General features: G+C 68.9%; 23 protein-coding genes. 12 read left to right on the top strand and 11 right to left on the bottom strand.

Annotation, left to right across the window (positions count from 1 at the left end; genetic code table 11):
• Window positions 1-74: 74 nt before the first annotated feature.
• Genes FKO37_RS44000 through FKO37_RS43990 form a run of 3 tightly spaced genes read left to right on the top strand, consistent with a single transcriptional unit; the run spans window position 75 to window position 4,650 of the window.
• The gene (locus FKO37_RS44000) at window positions 75-1,205 is read left to right on the top strand and encodes an inorganic phosphate transporter (RefSeq protein ID WP_238608453.1); all 1,131 of its coding nucleotides are present in this window, start codon (window positions 75-77) and stop codon (window positions 1,203-1,205) included.
• Between the two features lie 30 nt (window positions 1,206-1,235).
• Window positions 1,236-4,211 carry a bifunctional [glutamine synthetase] adenylyltransferase/[glutamine synthetase]-adenylyl-L-tyrosine phosphorylase gene (locus FKO37_RS43995; RefSeq protein WP_238608452.1) on the top strand — a complete coding sequence of 992 codons (2,976 nt, stop codon included), beginning with the start codon at window positions 1,236-1,238 and terminating at the stop codon, window positions 4,209-4,211.
• 10 nt (window positions 4,212-4,221) lie between these two features.
• Window positions 4,222-4,650: a thioesterase family protein gene (locus FKO37_RS43990; protein WP_134669755.1), complete on the top strand. Its 429-nt coding sequence runs from the start codon at window positions 4,222-4,224 to the stop codon at window positions 4,648-4,650.
• 191 nt (window positions 4,651-4,841) lie between these two features.
• Here the strand turns inward: FKO37_RS43990 and FKO37_RS43985 are convergent, their stop codons facing one another.
• A complete protein-coding gene (locus tag FKO37_RS43985) occupies window positions 4,842-5,393 on the bottom strand; it encodes a TetR/AcrR family transcriptional regulator (RefSeq protein WP_134732842.1) in 552 nt (183 codons plus the stop codon).
• Window positions 5,394-5,625: 232 nt separating this feature from the next.
• Here FKO37_RS43985 and FKO37_RS43980 point away from each other — a divergent pair, with 232 nt between their 5' ends.
• The 3 genes from FKO37_RS43980 to FKO37_RS43970 are packed head-to-tail and all read left to right on the top strand — an operon-like array spanning window position 5,626 to window position 9,195.
• Window positions 5,626-6,078, top strand: a complete 453-nt coding sequence (locus FKO37_RS43980) for a (2Fe-2S)-binding protein (protein ID WP_037818251.1) — start codon at window positions 5,626-5,628, stop codon at window positions 6,076-6,078.
• Window positions 6,065-7,027, top strand: coding sequence for a xanthine dehydrogenase family protein subunit M (locus FKO37_RS43975; protein WP_134669751.1), 963 nt, complete (start codon window positions 6,065-6,067; stop codon window positions 7,025-7,027). Before FKO37_RS43980 ends, FKO37_RS43975 begins: the two co-directional genes overlap by 14 nt.
• Window positions 7,024-9,195, top strand: a complete 2,172-nt coding sequence (locus FKO37_RS43970; RefSeq protein WP_037818253.1) for a xanthine dehydrogenase family protein molybdopterin-binding subunit — start codon at window positions 7,024-7,026, stop codon at window positions 9,193-9,195. Before FKO37_RS43975 ends, FKO37_RS43970 begins: the two co-directional genes overlap by 4 nt.
• 143 nt (window positions 9,196-9,338) lie before the next feature.
• Here FKO37_RS43970 and FKO37_RS43965 read toward each other — a convergent pair whose 3' ends face one another.
• Window positions 9,339-10,190: an oxidoreductase gene (locus tag FKO37_RS43965; RefSeq protein WP_238608451.1), complete on the bottom strand. Its 852-nt coding sequence runs from the start codon at window positions 10,188-10,190 to the stop codon at window positions 9,339-9,341.
• Between the two features lie 72 nt (window positions 10,191-10,262).
• On the opposite strand from FKO37_RS43965, the gene FKO37_RS43960 reads away from it, so the two are divergent.
• Window positions 10,263-10,859, top strand: coding sequence for a TetR/AcrR family transcriptional regulator (locus FKO37_RS43960; protein ID WP_238608450.1), 597 nt, complete (start codon window positions 10,263-10,265; stop codon window positions 10,857-10,859).
• Window positions 10,860-11,058: 199 nt separating this feature from the next.
• Entirely contained in the window at window positions 11,059-11,946 is an 888-nt protein-coding gene (locus FKO37_RS43955; protein ID WP_238608449.1) for a hypothetical protein, read from the top strand.
• A 47-nt stretch (window positions 11,947-11,993) separates the two neighbouring features.
• On the opposite strand, the gene FKO37_RS43950 is transcribed toward FKO37_RS43955, so the two are convergent.
• The 8 genes from FKO37_RS43950 to FKO37_RS43915 all read right to left on the bottom strand — a co-directional run bounded on the left by FKO37_RS43950 (window position 11,994) and on the right by FKO37_RS43915 (window position 18,726).
• Window positions 11,994-12,839, bottom strand: coding sequence for a hypothetical protein (locus FKO37_RS43950; protein ID WP_238608448.1), 846 nt, complete (start codon window positions 12,837-12,839; stop codon window positions 11,994-11,996).
• Window positions 12,839-14,044 carry an RNA polymerase sigma factor gene (locus tag FKO37_RS43945; protein ID WP_238608447.1) on the bottom strand — a complete coding sequence of 402 codons (1,206 nt, stop codon included), beginning with the start codon at window positions 14,042-14,044 and terminating at the stop codon, window positions 12,839-12,841. The genes FKO37_RS43950 and FKO37_RS43945 overlap by 1 nt, the downstream gene beginning before the upstream one ends.
• On the bottom strand, window positions 14,041-14,403 hold the full coding sequence (locus FKO37_RS43940; protein ID WP_037818257.1) for a YciI family protein: 363 nt from the start codon (window positions 14,401-14,403) through the stop codon (window positions 14,041-14,043). The genes FKO37_RS43945 and FKO37_RS43940 overlap by 4 nt, the downstream gene beginning before the upstream one ends.
• A gap of 148 nt (window positions 14,404-14,551) precedes the next feature.
• Window positions 14,552-15,379 (bottom strand): carbohydrate-binding protein, encoded by an 828-nt coding sequence (locus FKO37_RS43935; RefSeq protein ID WP_037818258.1) that lies wholly within the window; start codon window positions 15,377-15,379, stop codon window positions 14,552-14,554.
• 49 nt (window positions 15,380-15,428) lie between these two features.
• Complete coding sequence (locus FKO37_RS43930) at window positions 15,429-16,364, bottom strand: AraC family transcriptional regulator (protein ID WP_037818259.1); 936 nt, start codon at window positions 16,362-16,364, stop codon at window positions 15,429-15,431.
• Window positions 16,365-16,438: 74 nt separating this feature from the next.
• A complete protein-coding gene (locus FKO37_RS43925; protein ID WP_037818260.1) occupies window positions 16,439-16,975 on the bottom strand; it encodes a helix-turn-helix domain-containing protein in 537 nt (178 codons plus the stop codon).
• Between the two features lie 13 nt (window positions 16,976-16,988).
• Window positions 16,989-18,494 (bottom strand): sodium:solute symporter, encoded by a 1,506-nt coding sequence (locus FKO37_RS43920; RefSeq protein WP_037818261.1) that lies wholly within the window; start codon window positions 18,492-18,494, stop codon window positions 16,989-16,991.
• A gap of 4 nt (window positions 18,495-18,498) precedes the next feature.
• Window positions 18,499-18,726, bottom strand: a complete 228-nt coding sequence (locus FKO37_RS43915) for a DUF3311 domain-containing protein (protein WP_051171722.1) — start codon at window positions 18,724-18,726, stop codon at window positions 18,499-18,501.
• 173 nt (window positions 18,727-18,899) lie between these two features.
• Here FKO37_RS43915 and FKO37_RS43910 point away from each other — a divergent pair, with 173 nt between their 5' ends.
• From FKO37_RS43910 to FKO37_RS43895, 4 genes are all read left to right on the top strand, one after another.
• Window positions 18,900-20,036, top strand: a complete 1,137-nt coding sequence (locus FKO37_RS43910; RefSeq protein WP_238608446.1) for an aminotransferase class V-fold PLP-dependent enzyme — start codon at window positions 18,900-18,902, stop codon at window positions 20,034-20,036.
• Window positions 20,033-21,271 (top strand): amidohydrolase family protein, encoded by a 1,239-nt coding sequence (locus FKO37_RS43905; RefSeq protein WP_238608445.1) that lies wholly within the window; start codon window positions 20,033-20,035, stop codon window positions 21,269-21,271. Before FKO37_RS43910 ends, FKO37_RS43905 begins: the two co-directional genes overlap by 4 nt.
• A gap of 32 nt (window positions 21,272-21,303) precedes the next feature.
• A complete protein-coding gene (locus FKO37_RS43900; protein ID WP_238608444.1) occupies window positions 21,304-21,954 on the top strand; it encodes an HAD family phosphatase in 651 nt (216 codons plus the stop codon).
• Between the two features lie 90 nt (window positions 21,955-22,044).
• The gene (locus tag FKO37_RS43895) at window positions 22,045-23,187 is read left to right on the top strand and encodes a TetR/AcrR family transcriptional regulator (protein ID WP_238608443.1); all 1,143 of its coding nucleotides are present in this window, start codon (window positions 22,045-22,047) and stop codon (window positions 23,185-23,187) included.
• On the opposite strand, the gene FKO37_RS43890 is transcribed toward FKO37_RS43895, so the two are convergent.
• A complete protein-coding gene (locus FKO37_RS43890) occupies window positions 23,184-24,395 on the bottom strand; it encodes an oxygenase MpaB family protein (RefSeq protein WP_238608442.1) in 1,212 nt (403 codons plus the stop codon). The two genes, FKO37_RS43895 and FKO37_RS43890, sit on opposite strands and share 4 nt — an antisense overlap.

Genomic DNA, 24,395 nt, shown 5'->3' with positions numbered 1-24,395 from the left:
TACGGCGAGTTAACGGTTCACCCAAACGGTCAGGTACCTTGCGAGAGGTATTTCCGTAGGGTTCGGAGGTCGGGGTGGACCCCTCGCTGCTCGTTGTCGTCGTGATCTGCACGGCGCTGGTTTTCGATTTCACCAACGGCTTCCACGACACGGCGAACGCGATGGCGACCTCGATCGCCACCGGAGCACTCCGGCCCCGCGTCGCCGTCGCGATCTCCGCGGTGCTGAACCTGGCCGGCGCGTTCCTGTCGGTCGAGGTCGCGAAAACGATTTCCAGCGGTCTCGTCGACGAGACGAGGATCGGGCCCGCCATCGTGTTCGGCGGGCTCATCGGGGCGATCGTCTGGAACCTCTTCACCTGGTACGTCGGCCTGCCGTCGAGTTCGTCGCACGCGCTGTTCGGCGGCTTGATCGGCGCGACCTGGGTGTCCGCGGGCGCGGACTCCGTCCACTTCGCCAAGATCGTGGACAAGGTGCTCGTCCCGGCCGCGGCGTCGCCGATCATCGCGGGAGTGGCGGCGGCCGCGGTCACGTACTTCGTCTACCGGTTCCTGGTGCGCAAGCGCGGCGGCCGGGGTTTCCGAGTCGGGCAGATCGTCTCCGCGTCGCTGGTCTCGCTCGCGCACGGCACCAACGACGCGCAGAAAACCATGGGTGTCATCACCCTGACCCTCGTAGCGGCCGGCAGTCTCCCCGCCGGGTCCGCGCCGCCCGTGTGGGTGATCATCAGTGCGGCGTCCGCGCTCGCGCTCGGCACGTATCTCGGCGGCTGGCGCATCACCCACACCCTCGGCAAGGGCCTCACCGACATCGAAGGCCCGCAGGGCTTTTCCGCGCAGACCAGCAGCGCTGTCGTGATCCTGCTGTCCTCGCACCTCGGTTTCCCGCTGTCGACCACGCACGTCTGCTCGGGCGGCATCATCGGCTCCGGCGTCGGCCGTCGCGAGGCTCCGGTGCGCTGGCGGATGGCGGGCCGGATGGTGCTCGCGTGGCTGTTCACGCTGCCCGCGGCGGCGATCGTCGGTGCCGCAGCGGGCAAGATCGCCTCGCTCGGCGAGGCCGGGACGATCGCGGTCGGCGTCGCCGGGATTCTCTTCGCGGCCGGGATTTACCTCCTTTCCCGGCGCAAACCCGTCACCGCACACAGCTTCCAGGTCCCCGAACCCTCCGCTGTCGACACCGAACCGGACCGCCTGGCTGCCTGAACCGCCCCGGGTCCGGCTACGGTGTGAGCGATGGCAGAGCGCGCGCGGACCACAGCTTCGGCGGCCAGGTACGGCTTCACTGACACCCGGGCCGACGGTCAACTGCGCGCCGCGGGCTGGTGGACCGAAGGCGGACCCGCCGACGGTGCCACCGACGTCCTCCTCGCCCTTTCCCGTGCCGCGGATCCGGATCTCGCGCTGGCCGGTCTCGACCGCATTCGCGAGGCCGACGAACCCGGCTGGCCTGAGCTGGACAGCACGCTCCGCGAGAACCGCACGTTCCGCGGTCGGCTACTGGGCGTGCTCGGCACCTCCACCGCATTGGCGGATTTTCTCGTCGCCAATCCGGGCGAGTGGCGGTGTCTCGCGGACAACCGGTGCACCGACCCGGCGAAGTTCGCGGAGCGGCTGCTCGAGCGGGTCCGCCAGGACGACGGGACGTACCTCACCGGGACCGCCGCCGAATCCGAGCTGCGGGCCGGTTACCGCGGGTTGCTGCTCGGCATCGCCGCCGCTGACCTCGGCCACCTCGTCGAACCCGGGCTGGAACATCCGGAGTTCCGGGACGTGGCCAGCGAGCTGACCACTCTCGCCGAGGCTTCGTTGCAGGCCGGGCTCGTCGTCGCCGAGCAGGAGGTCGGTGCGTCCGCCGAAGGCACGCTCGCGGTGATCGCGATGGGCAAGACCGGCGGCCGCGAGCTGAACTACGTGAGCGACGTCGACGTCATCTTCGTCGGGGCCGGCGACCTCGGCGTCGCGACCCGGCTGGCCAGCACGATGATGCGGCTGGTCGGCAACGCGTGCTTCGAGGTCGACGCGGCGTTGCGGCCGGAAGGCAAGAGCGGAGCGCTGGTGCGCACGCTCGAAGGGCACACCGCGTACTACCAGAAGTGGGCGAAGACCTGGGAGTTCCAGGCTTTGCTGAAGGCGCGTCCGGTGGCGGGTGACGCCGAGCTGGGCCGCCAGTACGCGGAGATGGTCGCGCCGATGGTGTGGTCGGCCGCGGACCGCGAGAACTTCGTGACCGAGGTCCAGCAGATGCGCCGGCGGGTGGAGGACCACGTCGCGTCGGAGCATCTCGAACGCGAGCTGAAGCTGGGCCGCGGCGGCCTGCGCGACGTCGAGTTCGCCGTGCAGCTGCTGCAGCTCGTGCACGGCCGGGTCGATCCCGCGCTGCGTTCATCGTCCACTTTGGACGCATTGGCCGCGCTGGGCGACGGCGGGTACGTCGGCCGCGCGGACGCCGCGGAGATGAGCTCGTCGTACGAGTTCCTGCGCACCGTCGAGCACCGGCTGCAGTTGCGCCGGTTGCGGCGGACGCACCTGTTCCCGGCCGCGTCGGACACCGATGAGCTGCGGATTCTCGCCCGTGCCTGCGGGATTCGGCCGGTGCGCGGACGCAGTCAGGGCGAGGCGCTGCTCGCCGAGTTCCGCCGGCACGCGCAGGGGATTCGGCGGCTGCACGAGAAGGTCTTCTACCGTCCGCTGCTGCAGTCGGTGGCGAATGTGCCGACGGAAGCGTTGCGGCTCACCACGAAACAGGCAGCCAGCCGGCTCGCCGCGCTCGGGTATGCCGCGCCGGAAGGGGCGTTGCAGCACATCAAGGCGTTGACCGCCGGGGTGTCGCGGCGCGCGGCGATTCAGCAGGCGCTGCTTCCGGTGTTGCTCGATTGCCTCGCTGACACGCCGGATCCGGACGGTGGGCTGCTCTCGTATCGCAAGGTGTCCGAGGCGCTTCAGGACACGCCGTGGTACCTGCGGGTGCTGCGTGACGAGGGCACTGTCGTCGAGCGGCTCGCTTTCCTGCTCGGCACGTCGAACCTGGTTCCGGACCTGCTCGTCCGCGCGCCGGAAGTGCTGCAGCTGCTGGGAGATCCGGCTCGGTTGACCGGACGTACGCCCGCCGAAGTGGCGACGTCGCTTCGGGCCGCCGTACGTCGTCAGCCTGGGCTGAGCGCGGCGGTCACCGCTGCTCGGTCGCTGCGTCGGCATGAGTTGCTTCGCGTCGCGTGCGCGGATTTGTTGGGACTGCTGGATGTTCCGTCGGTCTGCGAGGCGCTGTCGAGCGTGTGGGTCGCGGTGTTGCAGGGAGCGCTGTCGGCGGCTTACCGGCAACGGCAGGCTGAGCTGGGGCGTACTCCGGCGACGATCGCGGTCATCGGCATGGGACGGCTCGGCGGGGCGGAACTGGGCTACGGCTCGGACGCCGACGTGCTCTTCGTCTGCGAGCCCGCGGAAGGGGTTCCGGACGCCGAAGCGCTGCGGTTCGCCTCGTCGGTCGCAGAGACGGTGCGGAAGATCCTCGGCGCGCCGAGCGCGGACCCGGCGCTGGTGGTCGACGCGGATCTCCGGCCGGAAGGACGCAGCGGGCCGCTCGTGCGGACGCTGGAGTCGTACCGCGCGTACTACCAGCGCTGGGGCGAGGTGTGGGAATCGCAGGCGTTGCTGCGGGCCCGGTTCGTCGCCGGGGACGAGGAGCTCGGCCAGCGGTTCATCGAGATGATCGACCCGTTGCGCTATCCGGAAGGCGGGCTCGACCCGACGGACGCGCGCGAGATCCGGCGGATCAAGGCGCGGGTGGAGACCGAACGGCTCCCGCGTGGCGCCGACCCGACCCGGCACACCAAACTCGGCCGCGGCGGTCTCGCCGACGTCGAGTGGACCGTCCAGCTCCTGCAGTTGCAACACGCGCACGAGGTGCCTGGCCTGCGGACGACGTCGACCCTCGACGCGCTGACCGCCTTGGCCGAAGCGGGCCTCGCGTCGGCCGAGGCGGTGGACTCGTTGCGCGAGGCCTGGCTGCTGGCCACGCGCGTGCGCAACGCGACGATGCTGGTGCGCGGCAAGGCAGCGGACGAGGTGCCCGGCACCGGCCGCGACCTGGCCGCGGTGGCGCGCGTGTTCGGCTACTCGGTGGACGACGACCCCGGCGAGTTCCTCGACGCCTACCGCCGTGTGACGCGGCACGCGCACGCCGTGGTCGAGGAACTCTTCTACGACAACTAGCCTGGACCTCGTGACCGACCGCGAACCGTTCCGCACCCGGATCAAGGTGCGCCACTACGAACTCGACACGCTGGGCCACCTGAACCACGCCGTCTACCACTCGTACGGCGAGGTTTCGCGGCTGGAAGTCTTCGAGGCGGCAGGCGGCAACACCCTGCACGAATCGCGGCTCGCGCCGGTGCTGCTCGAATCGAACATCGTGTACCGGCGGGAACTGCGCGCCGGCGACGTGGTGGACGTGACCTGCGACGCCTCGTTCGGCGACGGCAAGGTGTTCTGGATGACCTCGCGCATCGTCAAGCTGGACGGGACGCTGTCGGCCGAGATCAAGTGCACGCTGGGGCTGATGGATCTGGAGAAGCGCAAGCTGGTGCCGGATCCGCGGGGGCATTTCGAGCGGGCCGGGGTCGACCTGAAGGTGCTGTCCACTTCGGAGTGATCGCGCCTGGCCCAGACTTTCGAGACCGCTGGCGTGGGAGCGGCGCTCGAGCCACTCGCCGCCCTGATCGGCATGAATCCGGCCGACCGCGAGGCCGATGCCCCGGAATTCGTGGTGACGGTCCGACGGCATACCCGAAAGCCAGCGCGAGGACCATCGTCGAAACCCTCGCCGCGGCTTGACGCCGGGGGTCAGTCCAGCCGCATCCCGTGCCACACCAGGTCCACCACCCCTTCCGTCTCGGCCTTCCAATCTCCTTCCGGGGTAAGGAAAAACAGCCCGCCGAGACCGCGCATCAGGGTTTCCGTCTTCAGGTCCGGGCGGATCGTGCCCGCCTCCGCGTTCGCCTTGCGCAGGGTGTCGAGCGCGTCGAGCATCCGCGCGTACGCCTGCGTCGGCAGTTCGCTCTGCGACGCGCGCAACGCGTTGGCCAGCCCGCGTTTCGTCATCATGTAGTGCGCCAGGTGGTCCACGATCCAGACGCGCAGCGCCTGATCGGGGGAATACTCGGCGAGCAATTCGGGCACGATCTCGACGAGCTGGTTCACCTCGCGTTCGTAGACGGCCAGCACCAGCGACTCCGGCGTGGGGAAGTGCCGGTACACCGTGCCGACACCGACGCCCGCCTCCTTGGCGACCGCGTTGAACGACACTTCTCCTGCCCGGCTCACGGTTTCCGCCGCGACCGCGAGGATCCGTTCGTGGTTGCGCCGGGTGTCCGCCCGCCGCGGGCTCACCGGCATCGCGCCTCCCGGGGTGCTTCGCTTGCCTGACCTGGAGCTGCTCCAGCGTCACCTGGAGTAGCTCCACTTCGTTGCGTAGCGGATTCTAATCCGCTAGCCTCGGTCAAAGCGAGCCAAGCGGATGAATATCCGGTTTAACCTCCGGCGGCTCGCGTTCCCGAAGGGCCGTCACCACCACCATCACGCCGCAGGACGTCCGCCGCGGACGGGCTGCGGGAAAGCGAACCCTACTGTGGACATTTCCCTTGAAGTCAATGGAACAACCGAGGAGCTCGGCGTCGATCCGGGAGTGACCCTCCTGGACGCGCTGCGCGAGCGGCTCGGCATCACCGGCCCGAAGAAGGGCTGCGACCGCGGTCAGTGCGGCGCCTGCACCGTGCACGTCGACGGCAAGCCGGTGCTGTCCTGCCTCACGCTCGCGGCCGCCGTGCGCGGTCCCGTCACCACCGTCGAAGGACTGTCCGCCGAGGACGAACTGCACCCGGTGCAGCAGGCGTTCGTGGACCAGGACGCGCTGCAGTGCGGGTTCTGCACGTCCGGGCAGGTGATGTCGGCGGTCGCCGCGGTGCGCGACGACGTGTCCGACGTCCGCGAGTTCATGTCCGGAAATCTGTGCCGTTGTTCGGCGTACCCGAACATCGTGCGCGCCGTGGAGCAGGCGAGGCAGGCCGATGCGACCGTTTGAGCTCACCGCACCCGCCACCGTCGAGGACGCGCTGGGCAGCGCGGGCACCTACCTTGCGGGCGGCACCACCCTGGTCGATCTGATGAAGCTCGACGTTCTCACCCCGCAGCAGGTGCTGGACATCAACGACCTTCCGCTGCGGGGCATCGACACCGCGGACGGCCTGCGCTTCGGCGCGCTGGAGCGGATGGGCGACATCGCCGCGCATCCCGGCGTGTACCCGGCGATCTCGCGCGCGCTGTTGCTCAGCGCGTCGCAGCAGCTGCGGAACATGGCCAGCATCGGCGGAAACCTGATGCAGCGCACCCGGTGCTCGTACTTCCGGGACGTCGCGATGCCGTGCAACCGGCGTGCTCCGGGCAGCGGCTGTTCGGCGATTTCCGGCGTCAACCGGATGCACGCGATCTTCGGCACCAGTGATTCCTGCGTGGCCACCCACGCCAGCGATGTCGCGGTCGCGCTGGTCGCGCTCGACGCGGAGGTCGTGCTGGCCGGCGCCGAGGGCACCCGGACGGTCCCGCTGACCGAGTTCTACCGGCAGCCGGGCGAAACCCCGGAGATCGAGCACGACCTGCGTCCGGGCGAGCTGATCACCGAGGTGCGCGTGCCGCGGCTCGACTGGGCGGAGAACTCGACGTACGTCAAGATCCGCGACCGGCAGTCGTACGAGTTCGCGCTGTGCTCGGCGGCGGTCGCGCTCGACGTGCGCGACGGGAAGATCGCCGACGCCCGCGTGGCGGCTGGCGGAGTCGGGACGGTTCCGTGGCGGCTGCCCGCCGTGGAAGAGGCGCTGCGCGGCGCGGAGCTGACCGAGGAAGCCTTCGCCGCTGCCGCCGCGGTGGCCGTCGAGGGGGCAAAGCCGTTGTCCGGCAACGTGTTCAAACCTTCGCTGCTGAAGCGGACGATCGTCCGCGCGCTGCTCGAACTGACCGAAGGGAGCCGGGCATGAGTGCGCGGCTGGACGGTCCGCGGAAAGTCACCGGCCAGGCCGATTACGCGCTGGACCGCACGTTCCCGGGCATGCTGTACGGGTACATCGTGCTCAGCACGATCGCGCACGGCGAGATCACCGCGATGGACGTCACCGCGGCGAAGAGCGCGCCCGGGGTCGTGAGCGTCTACAGCCCGTTCGACCCGCTCGAACTGCACCCGTTCAAGTCGCAGCTGATGGGCGATTTGTGGCTCCCGCTGCAGGACCGGGACGTGGTGTTCTACGGGCAGCCGATCGGGCTGGTCGTCGCGGAGACGTTCGAACAGGCACGGGACGCGGCGGGGCTGATCGAGGTCTCCTACCAGGAAAAGCCCGCGCTGACGTCGATGGAGGACGGGCTCGCGACCGCGGAGGACGCACCGGAAAGCCGGGGCAGCGCGCCGTCGATCGAGGTGCTCGCCGACGGGGTCGAGTCCATCGCGGACGCACTGGCGGAGAGCGCGGTCGTCGTTTCGGAGACCTACCGCACCGCGACGCAGAACCACGCCGCGATGGAGCCGCATTCGGCGGTCGCGAAGTGGGACGGCGGCGAGCTCACCCTTTACAGCGGAAACCAGGCCAGTTATCTGCAGGCCATGGAAATGGCCGGGGTGCTCGGCATCGAACCGTCGGCCGTGCACGCGGTGAACCCGTACGTGGGCGGCGCGTTCGGCGGCAAGGCGGGCACCTCGGCTCCGGGGATGCTGGCCGCGGCCGCCGCCAAGGCGCTCGACCGTCCGGTGAAGTGCGCGCTCACCCGCGAGCAGGTGTTCACGGCGACGGCGAACCGGCCGGCCACGGTGCAGAAGATCGCACTGGGCGCGGACCGCGACGGCACGCTGATCGCGGTGCAGCACGACTCCTGGTCGGCCACGTCGATGAGCCGGTCCTTCGTGGAGCCGACGTCGCACGGCACCTCGCGCGAGTGGTACTCGACGCAGAACCTGTCGATCAGCCAGAAAATGGTGCCGCTGCACATCCCGCCGGGCACGTTCATGCGCGCGCCCGGGGAGGCGTCGGGTTCGTTCGCGCTCGAAAGCGCGATCGACGAACTCGCGATCGCGCTGGAGATGGATCCGATCGAACTGCGGAAGCGCAACAGTTCGCTGGCTCCCCCCGGCGTCGATCTGCAGTGGTCGAGCAAGCATCTCGACGAGTGCTACGAGGTCGGGGCGCAGCGGTTCGGCTGGGCGAACCGGTCGCCGCGCGGGCACGTCGACGGGGACTGGCTCGTCGGCATGGGCACGGCGACCGCGATGTTCCCGGGGCTGCGCTTCCCGGCGACGGTCGAGATCGTGCTCAACGCGGACGGGACCGCGGACGTGTCCACCGGCGGGGCCGACCCGGGCACCGGGCTGCTCACCGTGCTGGCCACGATCGGGGCCGAATCCCTCGACATCGACCCGGAACGCGTCACCCCGCACTTGGGCGACTCCCGGTTCGCGCCGGGCGGCATGTCCGGCGGCTCGACCGCCACGGCGAGCACCGGCACCGCGATCATGCTCGCGGCCACCGAACTGCTCGACGAACTGGTGGCGCTCGCCGCCGAGCCGGGCGCGCCGTTCGAGGGCGAGGTCGTCACGTACGCCGAGGGGCTGCTGCACGGCAACAACGGCACCATGCCGTTCGGCGAACTGCTGCGCGCGATCGGCCGGGAATCCTTGTCCGCCAGGGGTTCCTCGGCTCCGGGCGAGGAGATGACGAAGCATTCGTTCAGCTCGTTCGGCGCGCAGTTCTGCGAGGTCCGGGTGCACCGGCTGACCCGCGAGGTCCGGGTGTCGAGGATGCTGGGTGTCTTCGACGGCGGCCGGATCATCAACCCGACGCAGGCGCGGAGCCAGCTGTCCGGCGGCATGATCTGGGGCGTTTCGGCGGCCCTGCACGAGGGGCTGGAAACGGAGCCGAGCGGACGTCCTGCGAACGCGGACTTCGCGAGCTACCTGCTGCCGGTCAACGCCGACATCCCGGAGATCGACGTGCAGTTCGTCGAGTACCCGGACACGCTGCACAACGCGGTCGGAGCCCGCGGAGTCGGCGAGATCGGCGCGGTGGGCATGGCGGCCGCGGTGGCGAACGCGGTGTGCAACGCGACCGGGATCCGGGTGCGGAGCATTCCGATCATGATCGAGGATCTGCTGGTGGAGTGACCGAGGAGGGGGCGTCCGGGTGCGGGCGCCCCCTTCCGGCTTAACCGGCGGCTCGGACTCGGCGGTTTCGCGGGTCGTCGGGGAGTGCGCCGCAGTGCGGTTGCGCCTTTTCCGCGTTTCCCCTCGCGGACGTTCACCGCTGCTCAGCCAGGCAGCTGAGCCCCGCCCGGAAAGTCCGTGGACCGGCTCAGCTCCGCCCATTCCGAGATCTCCTTCTCGACCGCCGCGCGGCCGTTCGCGATGAGGCGGAGGGCGTCGGAGCCGAGGACCAGGTGCGCGGGCGGGTTCGGGACGTCGAGGATGTGCAGCACCGCTTCCGCGGCTTTCTGAGGGTTGCCGAGTTGTTTGCCGCTGGCCGCGAGGCGGTGGTCGCGGATCGGGTTCATCACCTGGTCATAGTCCGGCACCGAGCGGTCGGTGCGGACCATCGACCGGCCGGCCCAGTCGGTGCGGAACGAACCCGGCGCGATCGCGGTGACGTGCACGCCGAACGGTGCGACTTCCTTGCCCACCGTTTCAAGAATGCCTTCGACGGCGTACTTGCTGCCTTGGTAGAACGACGTGCCCGGCACGGTGATCAGCCCGGCCATCGACGTCACGCCGAGGATGTGCCCGCGCCGCCGTTGCCGCAGGTACGGCAGCACCGCCTTCACCGTCGCGACGACGCCGAACACGTTCACCTCGAACTGCGCGCGCAGCTCAGCCATCGTCGACTCTTCGAAGACGCCCTCGTGGCCGTAACCGGCGTTGGCGATGGCGACGTCGATCGGGCCTACCTCGGCCTCGATCTCGTCGACGGTCCGGAACACCGCGTCGTCATCGGTGACGTCGAGGATGCGCGCGAGGGATTTCCCCGGCCGGAGCTGCTCGAACTCCTCGGCGTCGGCCTGCTTGCGGACGGTGCCGACGACGGTGTGGCCGGCTTCGAGCGCGGCCTCGGCGAACGCCCGGCCGAGGCCTGAGCTGGCGCCGGTGATCAGGAAGAGCTTGGTCATGCAGCAAACTCTACCCCACGTCGAGAAAAATCTGCACTGCGTCAAAAATAGTCGGCGTGATAGAACGTGCAGGTGGAAGAGCGAAGCACCCGCCGCCGGACGGCTCCGACCAAGGGCGACCTGCGCGAACGCGCGATTCTCGACGCGGCGGAGCAGCAGCTCAACGAGACGGGCGGGGCGTGCATGACCGTCGCCACGATCGCGCAGGAAGCCGGGATCACCCGGGGCGCGCTCTACTTCTACTTCGGGTCCAAGAACGAGGTGTTCGCCGCGCTGGTCGAGCGGACGGTGGCCAAGCTGCGCGCCGAGGTCGACGCGGTGGACGCGGCCGCCGCGGCTCCCGGCGACGCGGTCCGGCAAGGGCTCGAGCAGACCGCGCGGATGTGGCGCGAGCACGGCACGGTGATGCGCACGGCGGTCGAACTCTCCCCGTCAGTGCCGGCGATCGACCAGGCGTGGCGCTCCGCGGTGGTCGCGCTCGCCGACACCATGGCAGGCGTCGCCGAACGCGCCGGACTTTCGTCCGGGACCGCGGCGGAGGTCGCCGCGGCATTGGTCTGGATGACCGAACGCGTCTTCTATCAGGCGTTTATCGCGGACAGTTCGCTGGACGACGCGGCCGCGACGCTGACCCGGGTGTGGCTGGCGGCGCTCGGCATCCCGGCCTAGCGCCTGGCCGCTCGGCGGGGGCACATCGGAAACCGGCGTGTACTAGAGGGTTGCGACGCCCTTCGCGGTCGTGCCCGCACGGACCAGGCGGGCGCGACATTGGGGCAACGATGGCTCTCCGCGGAACTTCGAGGCAACGTCATTCGGTGCTTCACGTCTTTGTGGGCAGAGATTCGCCAAAAGACACGGGGAGCACGAAATGGGATTCACCGCGATGAAGTCGATGAAGCTGGTCATGGTCGGCGGGGCGGTCGCCGCGACCGCGTTGCTTTCCGCGTGCAGCGGAAACAATGTCGACGGAAATGGTTCCGCGGCGAAGAGCGTTTCCGACGCGGCGGCGGTCAAGCAGAACCCGCAGGGCGGTTCCGCCGGTGCGGCGGGCACCACGGCCACGTCGAACGGCGATGTCAACTGCAGCAAGCACGGCGGGCAGGTCGGCCCGGCCGGCGGCAAGCAAATGGATCTGATCGCGGTGCAAAGCGCGAACGGAACCATTCCCGGCTGCACCGAAGCATTCAATGTGATGACGAAATACTACGAATTGGCTCCGTCGCAGGGCGAAGGCCCCGGCCACCGGGTTCTCGGCATTGAAGGGCACTGGGACTGCGCCTTGGGCGCGGAAGAGGAATTCGCCCAGGGTGTCGTGAACTGCGGCAAGGACGGCGGCACCGAGTTCATGATCAAGACCGCGCCGACCGGCGGCACCGGCGGCCAGCAGCCCGCCGCCCCGATGCGCCGCTTCCCGAACACGACGCAGACCGTGCAGTTCGCCGGGTTCGACCGATCGGTGAACATGGCCCAGTTCCAGCTGGTCACCTGGAAGAAGGGCGGCCCGGACAACGGCCAGTTCGTCCCGGCCGACGCCAAGACCTACCGGCTCCCGGTGAGCAAGACCGCGCAGGTCTTCGGCGCGGCCGAGCTGTGCCCGGGCGGCGAGGTCGCCCTCGACCCGCAGGGCCGCGGCACGAACCCGTGCACCGAGCAGGCTCTGATGGACGCGCTGACCAGCGCGAAGCCGCTGTACGCCGAGATCCACGTCGACAAGAACGACACCATCGACGTCGTCAAGGAGCTCTACCGCCCCTGAGCGGATCGCGAACCGGCGGCCGGGTGCGTCCTGGCCGCCGGTTCGCATTATGCGGTGAGTTTCCGTTGCCCGGCGTCGAAACTGCGCAACGCGGCGCCGACGGCCGCGGCGACGGTGATCTCGTAGACCTCGTCTTCCTGGTATTTCGTGGTCAGCTCGGCGAAATCGGCGTCGGTGAGCCGGTAAGACGCGTCGCGAACCTTTTCCGTGAACGGTTGCAACGGCGCAGGTAAACCGTCGCCGCTGGCCGCTGCTTTGCGCAATGCCGGGTCGGTTGACGCGGGTGCGGTGAACACGGAATACCGCAGGTTCTCCACCGGATCCTCGTGCTTGCCGCTCGGACCACCGGCGAGCAGAAACCCGGGGAACCGGTACCCGAATTTGTGCAGGGCACGGGTCCCGCTCTCCAGTTGCCCTTCGCGAAGCACGAAGCCGAACGCGTTCGCGAGCCGGTTCACGATGTTCCACACCAGATTCACCCGCAGCGCTTCGCGGATCGCCTCCGGCGGGAGATCCGGCAGCACGATCTGGTCCGGGTTCAGCGTGACGGTCTCCAGGAACGCCCGAACGGTGCGCACCTCGGGTCGCGCCGCTTCCGGTTGCGACGGGTCGATCTCGCCTTGTCCGGCGATCCGGGTCAGCTCCGCGTGCGAGTCGATACAGAACGGGCACTCGTGCAGCAACGCCGTTGACATGGCGAGGAATTCGCGTTCCCCTGCCGTCCAGAACGACGGGCCGCGCATCGCCGGAACGGTGACGTCCAGCAACGGCCGGGCGAAAAAGCCGGGCCGGTACAACAGCATCTTGACTATGTCCGGCGGCTGTTTCGACGTGGCCGACATGAACATCTTGGCGCGCAAGCGATGCCCGTTGTCGAGAATGGACAGTCTCATCAGGACTCCAAGGTGGTCAAGCGGCTGGCGAGGAATCGCCGGTCGGCTGGATTGAGAGCGAGTTCGTGGGCGCGCCGGTACGCGGTCATCGCCTCGTCGGTACGGCCGAGCCGGCGCAGCAGATCGGCGCGCGCGGCGTGCATGAGGTGGTACCGGTCAAGGCCGTCGATACCGTCGATCAGCGCCAGGCCTTCTTCCGGGCTGGTGGCCATGGCGACCGCGACGGCGTGGTTCAACGCGATCACCGGCGACGGATTCGTTTCGTACAACCGTTGATAGAGCCCAGCGATCGCCGCCCAGTCGGTGTCCGCGGCGGAACGAGCCTGCGCGTGCTGGACGGCAATGGCGGCCTGCAACTGGTACGGCCCAGGGTTCTCGAAGCGCAGCGCCCGGTCCAGCAGGCCGATTGCTTCGGCGATTTCGCCGTGGTCCCAACGGCTTCGGTTCTGGTCTTCGAGCAACACGACGTCACCGTCCGGCGTGTAGCGGGCGGCGGTGCGCGAATCGTGCACGAGCAGCAGCGAAACCAAGCCGAGCGCCTCGGGTTCGTCCGGCATGAGCGTCGCGACCAGTTTCGCCAGCCGGATCGCTTCCTGTTGCAGCTCCCGGTGTTCCGGCGCGGTGTAGCCTTGGGTGAAGATCAAGTACAACACCGCCAAGACCCCGGACAACCGCTCCGGCAGCAGATGATCGGCCGGCACGGCGAGGCTGATCCCGGCGTCGCGGATCTTGCGTTTGGCCCGCACCAGCCGCTGCGCCAGCGTCGCCTCGCTGACCAGGAACGTCCGCGCGATCTGCGCCGCGGTCAGCCCGGCCACCGCCTGCAGGGTCAACGCGACGCGGGCCTCCTCGGCGAGCGCGGGGTGGCAGCAGGTGAAGACGAGACTGAGCCGTTCGTCGCCGATCGCGAGCAGGCTGTCCTCGGACCGATCCACCGTGACCTCCGGCTGTTCCCCGAGCTGAGCGAGCTTCTCCAGGCCGCGGCGGGCGCGCCGGAGCCGGTCGATCGCGCTGTTGCGGGCGGCGGTCAGCAGCCACGCCATGGGGTCGTCCGGCGGCTTGTCGCCCCAGCTGCGCAGGGCGAGCGCGCAGGCGTCCTGGAGCGCGTCCTCGGCGAGTTCGAAGTCGCCGAGGACGCGGACCAGCGCCGCGAGCATCCGGGCCCGGTGCTCGCGATAGACCTCCCGCAGCAGCGGCGACGTCATGCGTGGCCGGTCAGCCCGGGCACGCTGGCGACCGGGCGCACCTCGACGGTGCCGACCGCGGCCATCGGGCACAGCGCGGCGAGTTCGAGGGCTTCGTCGAGATCGCGGCAGTCCAGGACGTAGACGCCGCCGAGATGCTCGTGGGTCTCCAGGAACGGCCCGTCGGTGATCAGCGTCTTCCCGTCGCGGACGCTGACCGTGGTGGCGGTGTGCTCGCCTTGCAGCGGATGCTCGGACACGAGCGCCCCGCGCCGGCGGCATTCGTCGGCGAACGCGTTCACCCTGGCCAGCGCGTCCGGGAAGGCCGGATCGCCGGGTTCCGGGCGGTCGCAGTTGTAGATCACCAGCAGATACAGCATGTGTCCTCCGAGGGCCGGTCCGGCGAGTTCGTAATGGAAGACGAACGCGTCGACCGTAACTCGACAGCGCGTGCCGGGCTTCTCGGAAATTCCCGGAGAACGGAGAACGGCGGGCCCGGGGGAGCCCGCCGTTCTCGTGGGGAGGGGATCAGCCCTTCTGCCACAACGCTGGCGCGTTGGGCGGTTCCCAGCCCTGCTGGGCGGTGTGGCCCTGCAGGCACACGTAGCTGACCCCGTTGAACGTGACGCGCGTGCCGGCGGTATACGACTTGCCCGCGGTCCAGGACGTCCCGCCGGGCTGGCCGGTCGGCGACGTCGGACTCGTCGAGGGCCCGCCGGTCGGCGTCTGCTGGACGTTGAGCACGAAGTCGAACGCCGCCTCCTTGGCGTTGTTCGGGGCGTCGCGGACGGTCATGAGCAGCCGCGGGTCGAAGATCGTGTCGGTGTTGTTCCGCGGCTCGCCCGGGAAGTACAGCTGGGTCGTCAGGATCGGCTCCCCGGGGGCCTGCACCTTGACGTGGATGTGCCGCGTCCGGCCGGGGTAGAGGCCGGGCACGATCGTGGTCAGCTTGAACTCGCCGAGGTCGTTCGTGTACTGGTGGCCGCGGAAGGTGTAGCCGACGTTGTCGTACGCGCCGTTCACGTCCGCCTGCCAGAAGTCCAGCAGGGCGCGGCTGACGGGCTGGCAGGACAGCCCGAACACGTAGCCGCTCACGGTGAGCCGCTGGCCCGGGGTGTTCGCGTCGACGAGCACGCTGCGCTCGGGGGAGTTCGGCTTGAAGTACGGGCCTTCGGTCTGGTCGATCGTCGGCTCGTCGCCGTCGTGGCAGTACGGGGTGGGCTCGACCTTCTGCCCGCCGGCGAAATTCGTGCGGGCCAAGGCGGGGCCGCCGACGAGTGCCACCGGCGCGGCGACTCCGGCGGCCAGCGCGGCCTTCAGCACTGCCTTGCGGCTGAACTTTCTGTCTTCGTCCATGCCTGCTCCTCGGTGGGGCTCGGGATTCCCCTCGACGGTAGGGAGGAGATCAGCCCGCAGCGATGGACGGAGTCATGCAGTCGTGGTGAATCTTCGGGGCGGTGTCGCCGGTGCGGCGGAATCCGCCGGGGCTCAACCCGGTTTCGCGCCGAAAGAACCGACAAAAGTAGGCCGGGTCAGCGAATCCGACGCGGCTGGCCACCTGTCGCACGGACAGATTCGTCCGCAGCAGGAACCGTTTCGCCTCCTGGGTCCGCGCCTCGCGCACCAATTCCGCCGCGGTACGCCCGGTTGCCGCCTTGACGGCTTCGGTGAGATAGCCGGGAGTGACGCCGAGCCGTTCGGCGTGCGCGCGCACCGACCACAGTCCCAGCTCGGATTTTTCCGCCTGCTGCGCGAATTCCGCCGCTACCGCACGTGCGCGGGCGGGTGCCGGCGCGGACGGAATCCCGGGAAGCCGCCCGGCGCGCACGATCAACACGTGCAGCAGCGCGCGCAGCACGGATTCGCCGTCCTCGCCGCCGCGGCGGAATTCCTCCTCGAGTTCGGCGATCAGCCGCGCAGTCCGGTCGTGTTCGGCCCGGTCCAGCCGCAGCCACGGCCGTTCGCGCAGCCTGCGCAGGGTTTCGCGGTCGGCCGGATGGTCGAACAGGAAATCGTCGGTGAACAGCACGACCGATCCGGCGAGTTCGCTCGCCTCCCAGTGGTGCACCTGGCCCGGCGTGACGACGCCGAGGTGCGGCGGGCTCAGCTCCCACCGCGTCAGGTCGACCACGTGCGCGCCGGTCCCTCCGGTGACGAGCACGATTTCGTAAAACGTGTGCCGGTGCGGGAATTCCGCCCTCGACAACGGGCCCACCGCGTCGAAAGACCCGACCGCGAACGGCACCGCGTCGGGCGCGGGCACCTCGAGCCGGTGCAGCGGAAGTTCACCGGTTTTGACCGGTCGGCAGCACATTCCCGGAGGCACCGTCGTCCCTCGCATCAGTCCGTCCTTTTCGCCGGTTTCGGAACGAAAAGTCTAGACCAATTTTGGCCACGATACTTCCGACGGAAGTATCAGTAACTCGGTGGAGTGACGCTCACGAGGAAACGGGCGGTGGTCCGGCCGTCGTTGCGGAAGCGGTGCGGGATGGTCGAATCGAAGTGGCAGCTGTCGCCCGTCTTGAGCACGTGCGTCTGCTCGCCGACCTGGACGGTCAGCCGTCCGGCGATCACCACCACGCATTCCTCGGAGGGATGCGAGCGCAGTTCGTCGGACGAGGCGCCGCCGGGTTCGAGCACGCCTTCGAGCACCTCGAGCTTCGCGCCGCCGGGGGAGGCGCGGGTGTAGGTGATCGCGTGGTGCGGCGAGGAGATCCGGTACCGGTCGTCGTGCCGGATCACCGCGACGGTTTCCTCGTCCGGCTCCTGGAACAGGCTGAACAGCGGGATGTCGAGCACCTCGGCGATGCGCCGCATGGTTTCCAGGCTGGGGTCGGTGACGCCCCGCTCGACCTGGCTGATCAACCCGGTCGACACGCCCGCCTGGTCGGCGAGCTGGCGCACGGTCAGCCCGCGCAGGGTGCGGAATTCGCGGATCCTCGTCACGGTCACCCGATCATTATCGTCAAACGGTGCTCCGGCGCAGGTCACTGGCCTCCGCGGGTCCCGCTGGGCGGTCCCCTGCCCCGACTTCGACCGCGGTGCGCGACGGCGGGCGGGTCACCAGGCTGACCGCCACCGTCACGATCAGGTTGACGACGAGCGCGGGCAATCCGACGACGGTTCCGGGCGGCATCGCGTGCGCGACGAGCGAACCGAGCGCGGGCACGCCGACGATCAGCCCGCCGCACAACGCACCCGCCGCCAGTCCGGGCGCGGTGACCCGGTGCCACAGCATCGAAAGGAACAGTGCGGGAGCCAGCTGGCCGACGGCGCTGTACACGTTCGTCATGATGCTCAGCAGTTTTTCGTTGCTGTGCGCGACAAGAAGTACGGAAAGCGCAGTGAAAACGAGGACGCCCACGCGCATCGCAGTCAGCGACGAGGCCCATTTTTTCGACCGGGCCCCGAGCACGTTGCGGGTGAACAGACTGCTGGCCGCGAGCACGAGCACCGCGGTCGGCACCAGCGCGACGAGAATGCCCGCACCGCCGAGCAACCCGATGACCCATTCCGGATACTTCTCGCGCACGAAAATCAGCAGCGACGCGTTCGCCTGTTTGTCGGTCAGCTTCGGCAGTGCGAGCACCGCGGCGAGCGCGATCATCACGATCAGGACGTAGAACAGCGAATACAGCGGCTGGACGACTTGATTGCGGCGGATCGTCGCGACGTCCTTCGCGCTGTAGGACACCTGGAACATGTGCGGCAGCGCGAACGAGCCCAGCGGTGTGAGCAGCAGGAAGCTCATCCACCACCAGGTGTTCGTGGCGGTCGAACCGTGGAGTCCGGGCAGTGTCGCGCCGTTCGGATGCGCTTGTTTCATCGCGTCGAACACGCCGAGCGGACCGCTCACGCCGGCCGCGTCCGCCGCGCCGATCGCGACCACGAGCAGGATCGCGATCAGCAGGACGTCCTTGACGATCGCGGTGAACGCGGCGCTGCGCATCCCGCCGACCAGCACGAACCCGGCGACCAGCGCCCCGCCGGCGACGACATAGACGAGCGACGGGACCTCGCTGCCGAACAGGCTCGCCAGGATCAGGCTGAGCCCGGTCAACTGGACCTGCGCGTACAGCAGCAGCGCGACGATCCCGAAGACCGCGATCAGGCCGCCGAACCAGCGGGCTTCGAAGCGGGTGGTGAAGTAGTCGGCCATGGTGACCAGGCCGTGCTGTTTGCCCGCGCGCCAGATCTTCGGCACCACCCAGTAGCCGACCGCCGCGGTCAGCACGACCGTGCCGAGGACGTAGAACCCGGGCGCGCCGTTGCTGAACACGCCCTGCGACGCGCCGAGCAGCGCGAACGTCGTGAAGGTTTCGCCGACCAGCAGGAACCAGAACAGCCAGGTGCCGAACCGGCGTCCGCCGACGGACCATTCCTGCAGATTCATCGCCCGGCCGCGCGCGGCGGCGACGGTGCCCCAGACGATCGAGCCGACCGCGATCAGGAGAGCGAGTGCCAGTGCCATCGCGCTACACCCGGTCCAGGTCGCCGCGGCGGCGGTCGATCGCGTAGACGAGACCGATCGCGCCCGAGCCGATCAGCACGCCCGCGGTCATCCACACCAGCAGGAACGGGATCGAGCCGAAGACGTAGTCGATCCGGTTGACCAGGGGGATCGCCGCGACGCACCACGCGAACGGGACGACGAGCAGAAGCCAATGCCAGCGGCGGCGGTTGCCTGGTGCGGTTCGGGTCATGATCGCTCCTCAGCTACCCACGTCGATGTGTTCAGCCTGGATGAATGTGCATCAGTGTGAGCGATGACTTGTGTTGCGTCAATCACGACAATCGTGGCGACGCGAGAGAGGGTTGCGCAGTGGAAGTGCTCACTGTTCACTGTGGCTGACGGCAGTTCTCGCGGAGGTGACTCGTGGATCCCGACCGGTTCCGTGCCCAGTTCCCCAGTTTGGCCGACACCACGCACCTGGCTTCGTGCAGCCAGGGCGCGGTTTCCACGCAGGTCACCGCGGCATTGGGGGAGCTGGCGTATTCGCTGCGCGACCAGGGTGCGCCGTGGGGTCCGTGGATGACCGAAGTCGAGCGTTTGCGCACCGCCGCGGCGGGTTTCCTCCACGCGCACCCGGACGAGATCGCGTTGGTGCCCTCTGCGTCGCACGCCGCTTTTCAGGCGGTCAACGCGGTCGACTTCGACGACGGCGGCGTGATTGTGTCGATGGCGTCGGAGTTTCCCAGCGTCGGGCAGGTGCTGCACGCGCAACGTCCGGCACGCGAGCAGATGCGGTGGGTCAGCCAGGACGCGATGCGTTCGCTCGGGGTGATCGAGGCTTACCGGGCTCAGATCGGCTCGTCGACTCGGCTCGTATCGATCCCGTTCGCCTTGTACACCAACGGTTCCCTGCAACCGGTGAACGAAATCGCCAAACACGCGCGAGCCGTCGGGGCCCGAGTTTTAGTCGATGCCTACCAAGCGGTCGGCGTCGTCCCCGTAGACGTCACACAACTGGACTGCGACTATCTGGTCACCGGCACCCTCAAGTATTTGCTTGGCCTGCCCGGAATCGCGGTGCTGTTCGCCCGCAGCGGCGTCGAAGACCACCAGCCGCCGCGGATGACCGGCTGGTTCGGCCGCGTCGACCCGTTGGACTTCGATCCCGCGCTCCTCGACGTCCCGACCAGCGCCCGCCGTTTCGAATCCGGCACTCCCGGAATCCCCGCCGCCTACGTCGCCCGCGCCGGCATCGAAGTCCTCAGCCACCTCGATCCCGCCGCAGCCTGGGCCCACGTCGAACGCCTGGTCGCGGAAACCACCGAACGCCTCACCGCTGCTGGCGAAACCCTGAACGGACCGGCCCCCGACGCTCGCCCCGGCCCGCAAGTCGCATTGGTCGACGCCGATCCCGTTGCCCTGGCGGACTTCCTCGCCGCCCGCCGCATCGTCACCGCGCCGCGCGGGTCGAACCTGCGGATCTCCTTCCACTGCTACAACACCACCGACGACATCGACCGCCTGTGCACGGCGCTCGCGGAATACCGGAGGCAAGCATGATCCTCACCGCCGCGCGGCTCTTGACTGACGCGTCCGCCCCGCTGGTCCACGACGCCGCCGTCGCCGTCTCGGACGGCGTGCTCACCTATGCCGGACCCCGGAATTCCGCTCCGGACGGCCCGGTGACCGACCTCGGCGACGTCACCCTGATGCCCGGATTGATCGACTGTCACGTCCACCTCTGCCAGGACCCGGGTTCCGGCGAAGTCAGCCTGGAAATGCCCAGCGATGACGACGTGCTGAGCCGCCGGATGATCGCCAACGCGCAGCGATTGCTCGACGCCGGAGTCACCACCGCCCGCGATCTAGGCGCGCCCGGCACCCTGGGCACCCGCGTACGAGACTTGCTTGCCGCCGCCCCGAACGCCACTCCGCGAATCCTCGCCGCGAACGCCCCGATCACCGTCACCAACGGCCACGCCGCGTCCATGGGCGGCATCGCGGACGGCGTCGACCAGGTCCGCGCGAGGGTCAAACAGCACGCGGAGGACGGCGTCGACCTGATCAAAGTCATGACCACCGGCGGCTTCATGACCCCTGGCAGCCATCCGGCGCAAGCGCGCTACACCGTGGACGAGCTGACCGCTTTGGTGTCCGAAGCACACGACCGTTCGCTGCCGGTTACGACACACGCGCTGGGCGTCGAAGGCATCGAACGAGCCGTACTCGCCGGGGTCGACTGCATCGAACACTGCGGCTGGGTCACCCGTACCGGTACGGAATTCGATCCGCGAATCGCCGAGATGATCGTTTCCCGCGGAATCGCCGTGAGCCCGACCATGAATACCGCTTGCACCGCAGCGGACTACATGTGCCCCTGGGATGAACGCGACGCCGTGGTCGGCAACCTGCGCGCGCTGATCGCCTTGGGAGCCGTCATCGTCGCCGGGACGGACGCTGGAATCCCGCTCGTGCACTTCGAACGCTACGCCGACTGTCTGGACACCTTCGCCGAAGCCGGAATGACTCCGCGCCAAGCGATCGCCAGCGCCACCTCCGTCGCCGCTCGCGTGTGCGGCCTGTCGGACGTAACCGGTCGATTGGTCCCCGGTCTGCGCGCGGACGTGATCGCGGTGGACGGCGACCCGACCGAGTCGCTGGCTTCGCTGCATCACCCGCGTTTCGTCCTGGCGGACGGTCTTCGCCACGAAATCCGCAACACCGACCTGGGAACGGGCGATTCGGCCGCGCGGGAGCGCATCCGCCGAAACCTCGAGCAGGGAGCCGGACGATGACAGACTGAAGATCCGCTGACGGAAGGGATCCAATGCTGTTCGACTGGACGCCACAGGCGGTCGTCTTCGACTGCGACGGCCTGCTGATGGACACCGAACCCTGCTGGTCGGTCGGCGAAACGGAGCTTTTCGCCCGCCGTGGACTCCCGTTCGGACCGGAGCAGAAGGCGCTGGTCATCGGCAAATCGCTCGCCGCGGCGGCCGACACCATGGCCGAGGTTTTCGGCGAACCGGGCAACGGTCCCGCGATCGCGGACGAGTTGCTGGCCTTGGTGACCGACGTGGTGTCCGCCAAAGCCGAAGCGATGCCCGGTGCCCACGAACTGGTCGAACTGGCCGCCGCCGCGGTGCCGGTCGCGGTGGCCAGCAACTCGCCACGCGCTCTCCTGGAAGCCGCGTTGAAGCGAGGCGGCTTCGAGTTCTCGATCAGCGTGGCTGCCGACGAGGTCGTCGCGCCGAAGCCAGCTCCGGAGATCTACCTGACGTCCTGCACCCGGCTCGGCGTGGCTCCGGCTTCGGCCCTCGCCTTCGAGGACTCGATGACCGGCCTTCGGTCCGCCCGCGCCGCCGGCGTGCCAGTGGTCGGGGTCCCGACGTTGTCCGGCACCGAGTTTCCCGCCGACGTCGTGGTCCCGTCCCTGCGCGACGCGGACCTCCTGGCCTGGATCCGGCGGTGGCGGTAACCACGCGTCCGCGCACGTGAAGACCCGCCCGTCTCGTGATTGACTGGCCGGCATGGCCGTACTTCCGCATCCGCGTGTTCGGGGTCCGCAGTGACCTCCGAACCGGCTGCGGCCACGCGTCCGCGCAATCGCAGGCAGCTCATCGTCGAAGCGGCGGGCCGCGCCTTCAGCGAGCGCGGCTACCACGCGGCGTCGATGGAGGAGATCGCCGCCGCCGTCGGGATCACTGCCGCGGCGCTGTACCGGCATTTCCCGAACAAGTACGCCCTCTTCACCGAGTGCGCCAACGTGATGGCAGACCGCCTCGTCGCCGCCCTCGGCGCGCTGCCCGCTGACGCACCAGCCGTGGCCGTCCTCCGTCCGCTGGCCCAGGTCACGGTCGCCCACCGCGAGTCCGGCGGCCTGTACCGCTGGGAAGCCCGCTACCTCGACCGACCGGACCGGCGCGTGCTGAGCGCGAAATTCGCCCAAGTCGTCGCGCGCGTGACCGAGGTAGTGCAGCCGTCCCCGGACGCGGACCTCCGGGCCGTAGCCGCACTCGGCGCGATCGGCTCGATCACCATGCACCGCACGTCGATCGCCCACCATCGCGCCGAGAACTTGCTGACCGAATCCGCCCTCCGCCTCGCCACGTCGACGATCACCCCGACCGCGCCTTCGGTGGAGCTGCCCGCCCAGCCTGTGGCACGGACCCGCCGCGCGCAGATCCTCGCCGCCGCGGTGCCGTTGTTCGAGCGCGACGGATTCGCGACCGTCACGAACGCCCGCATCGCCGAAGCCGTGGGCATAGTGCCTTCCGCGCTGTATCGCCATTTCCCCAACAAGGCCGAGATTCTGGCGGCAGCCTGCCTGCAAGCCGCAGGACTCCTGTCGCAAGCCGTAGAACAAAACCTCCACGGCACCACCGGTGCGCAAGCCCTGCCCGTTCTGGCCGCGACCTACGTGGCGTACAGCTTCGAACACACCGCACTGACCAACGTCGCCGCCGCCGAACTGGGCGGCCTGCCCGCCGCGTTGCAACGCCCGCTGATCCTCGCCCAACGCGAGCACATCGCGGTCTGGGAACAACAACTCCGCCAGGCCCGGCCGGAGTTGGACGCGCACCAAGCCCGCGTACTGGTGCACGCGGGCTTCGGCGCAGTAGTCGAAACCGGCCGGCGGCTGCGGTGGGAGGACACCCCCGGCCACCGCGCCGCCGCTACCGCTTTCCTGTTGAGCGCATTGGGCCTCTAGGCTCCCGGCCGATTCGCCGTCGGAAGCGTGATCGGCGTCTGCGTCGGCGAGGTCCCGTTGTTGAGGTACAGCATCGAAATGCCGCGCACGAACTGATCGAAAAGATAGAAGCTGCCCGGCATGATCTTGGACGCCCCTTCCCGGAACGCCACATAGGCAGGCCATTCGATCCGCACCAACGCCGCCTGCGCGTAGTCGCGGGGGAGTCCGAGCCAATCGCCCATCTGGTCGTTGAGCAGATACCGCACCAGTTCGTTGACGAACCCGGAATCGAGCCCGAGCGTCGGATTCTCGATATACCCGAGCAACGTCTTCGCCAGGCTGACCCCTTCCTCGGTCGGCCCGAGCACCGGCCACAACATCTGCTGAGCCTGCGCTTCCGCGTCCGCCCACGTCTGCGGAATGAACTGCTCCTGGACGCCGAGCAGATGGAGCGCGACCTGCCAGGCATGCAGATCCGCGTCCTGCTCCGCCGTCGACAACGCGATGTGCCACTTGAGCATGTTGCTGCGCGCGAAAGTCGCCACAGAATGGAACGTCCGCAGAATGTCCCCGTTGCTGATCGGCTTGAGCTGATCCGCGCCCGCCTGGTACTTCGCCGACGTCGGCAGCAAATTCCGCACCGCCGCGTGCACGAGGCGAGTCTTGTTGGCCGTAACGACAAAATGCCCGTCCGGTGCCCAAGCTTTGGAGTTGTGCAGGTCGTAGCCGAAGGTGAACGTCTTGGCCGCCCGCTGCTTCATGTCCGCGCCGCCGGCCGACCAGTAAACCGCCCGCGCCTCCCGCGGGATAACGGTGCTCATGATCCCGCTGCCGAGCGTCTCCGAGACGAACAGATAACTGCTCAACCGGGTATAAAGCTTCTCCGACGCGGCAAGCTTCGCCGGATCCGCCCACGACGGCAGCTTGTTGACCTGCTGCAGATACGTCACCAGATAGTCCGGCATGCCGGCGGGCAACGGCGCACTGTTGTCGATCCAGCCTTCCCAGGCCTTGTTGACCGCCGCTACTTTGCCCTCGGCCAGCAACGCCTTGGCGACCGCGTCCGCGCTGTCGTCCCACACCTGGAACGGATCGGCCCCCGTCCCGCTCCCGGCGATGGACCCCTTGCTCGACCAAGCCCACGCGGTGCCGGTGGTGCCCGCCATCCCCGCGATGCCCAACGCCGCGCCGAGGGTCAGCACCTTCCTTCTGCTGAGATTCTCCAT

It is taken from the genome of Amycolatopsis sp. Poz14 (assembly GCF_006704225.1).
Lineage (GTDB): Bacteria > Actinomycetota > Actinomycetes > Mycobacteriales > Pseudonocardiaceae > Amycolatopsis > Amycolatopsis nivea.
Note: the sequence above shows the minus strand (reverse complement) of the source record. Positions and strands in the feature narration are given on the sequence as shown.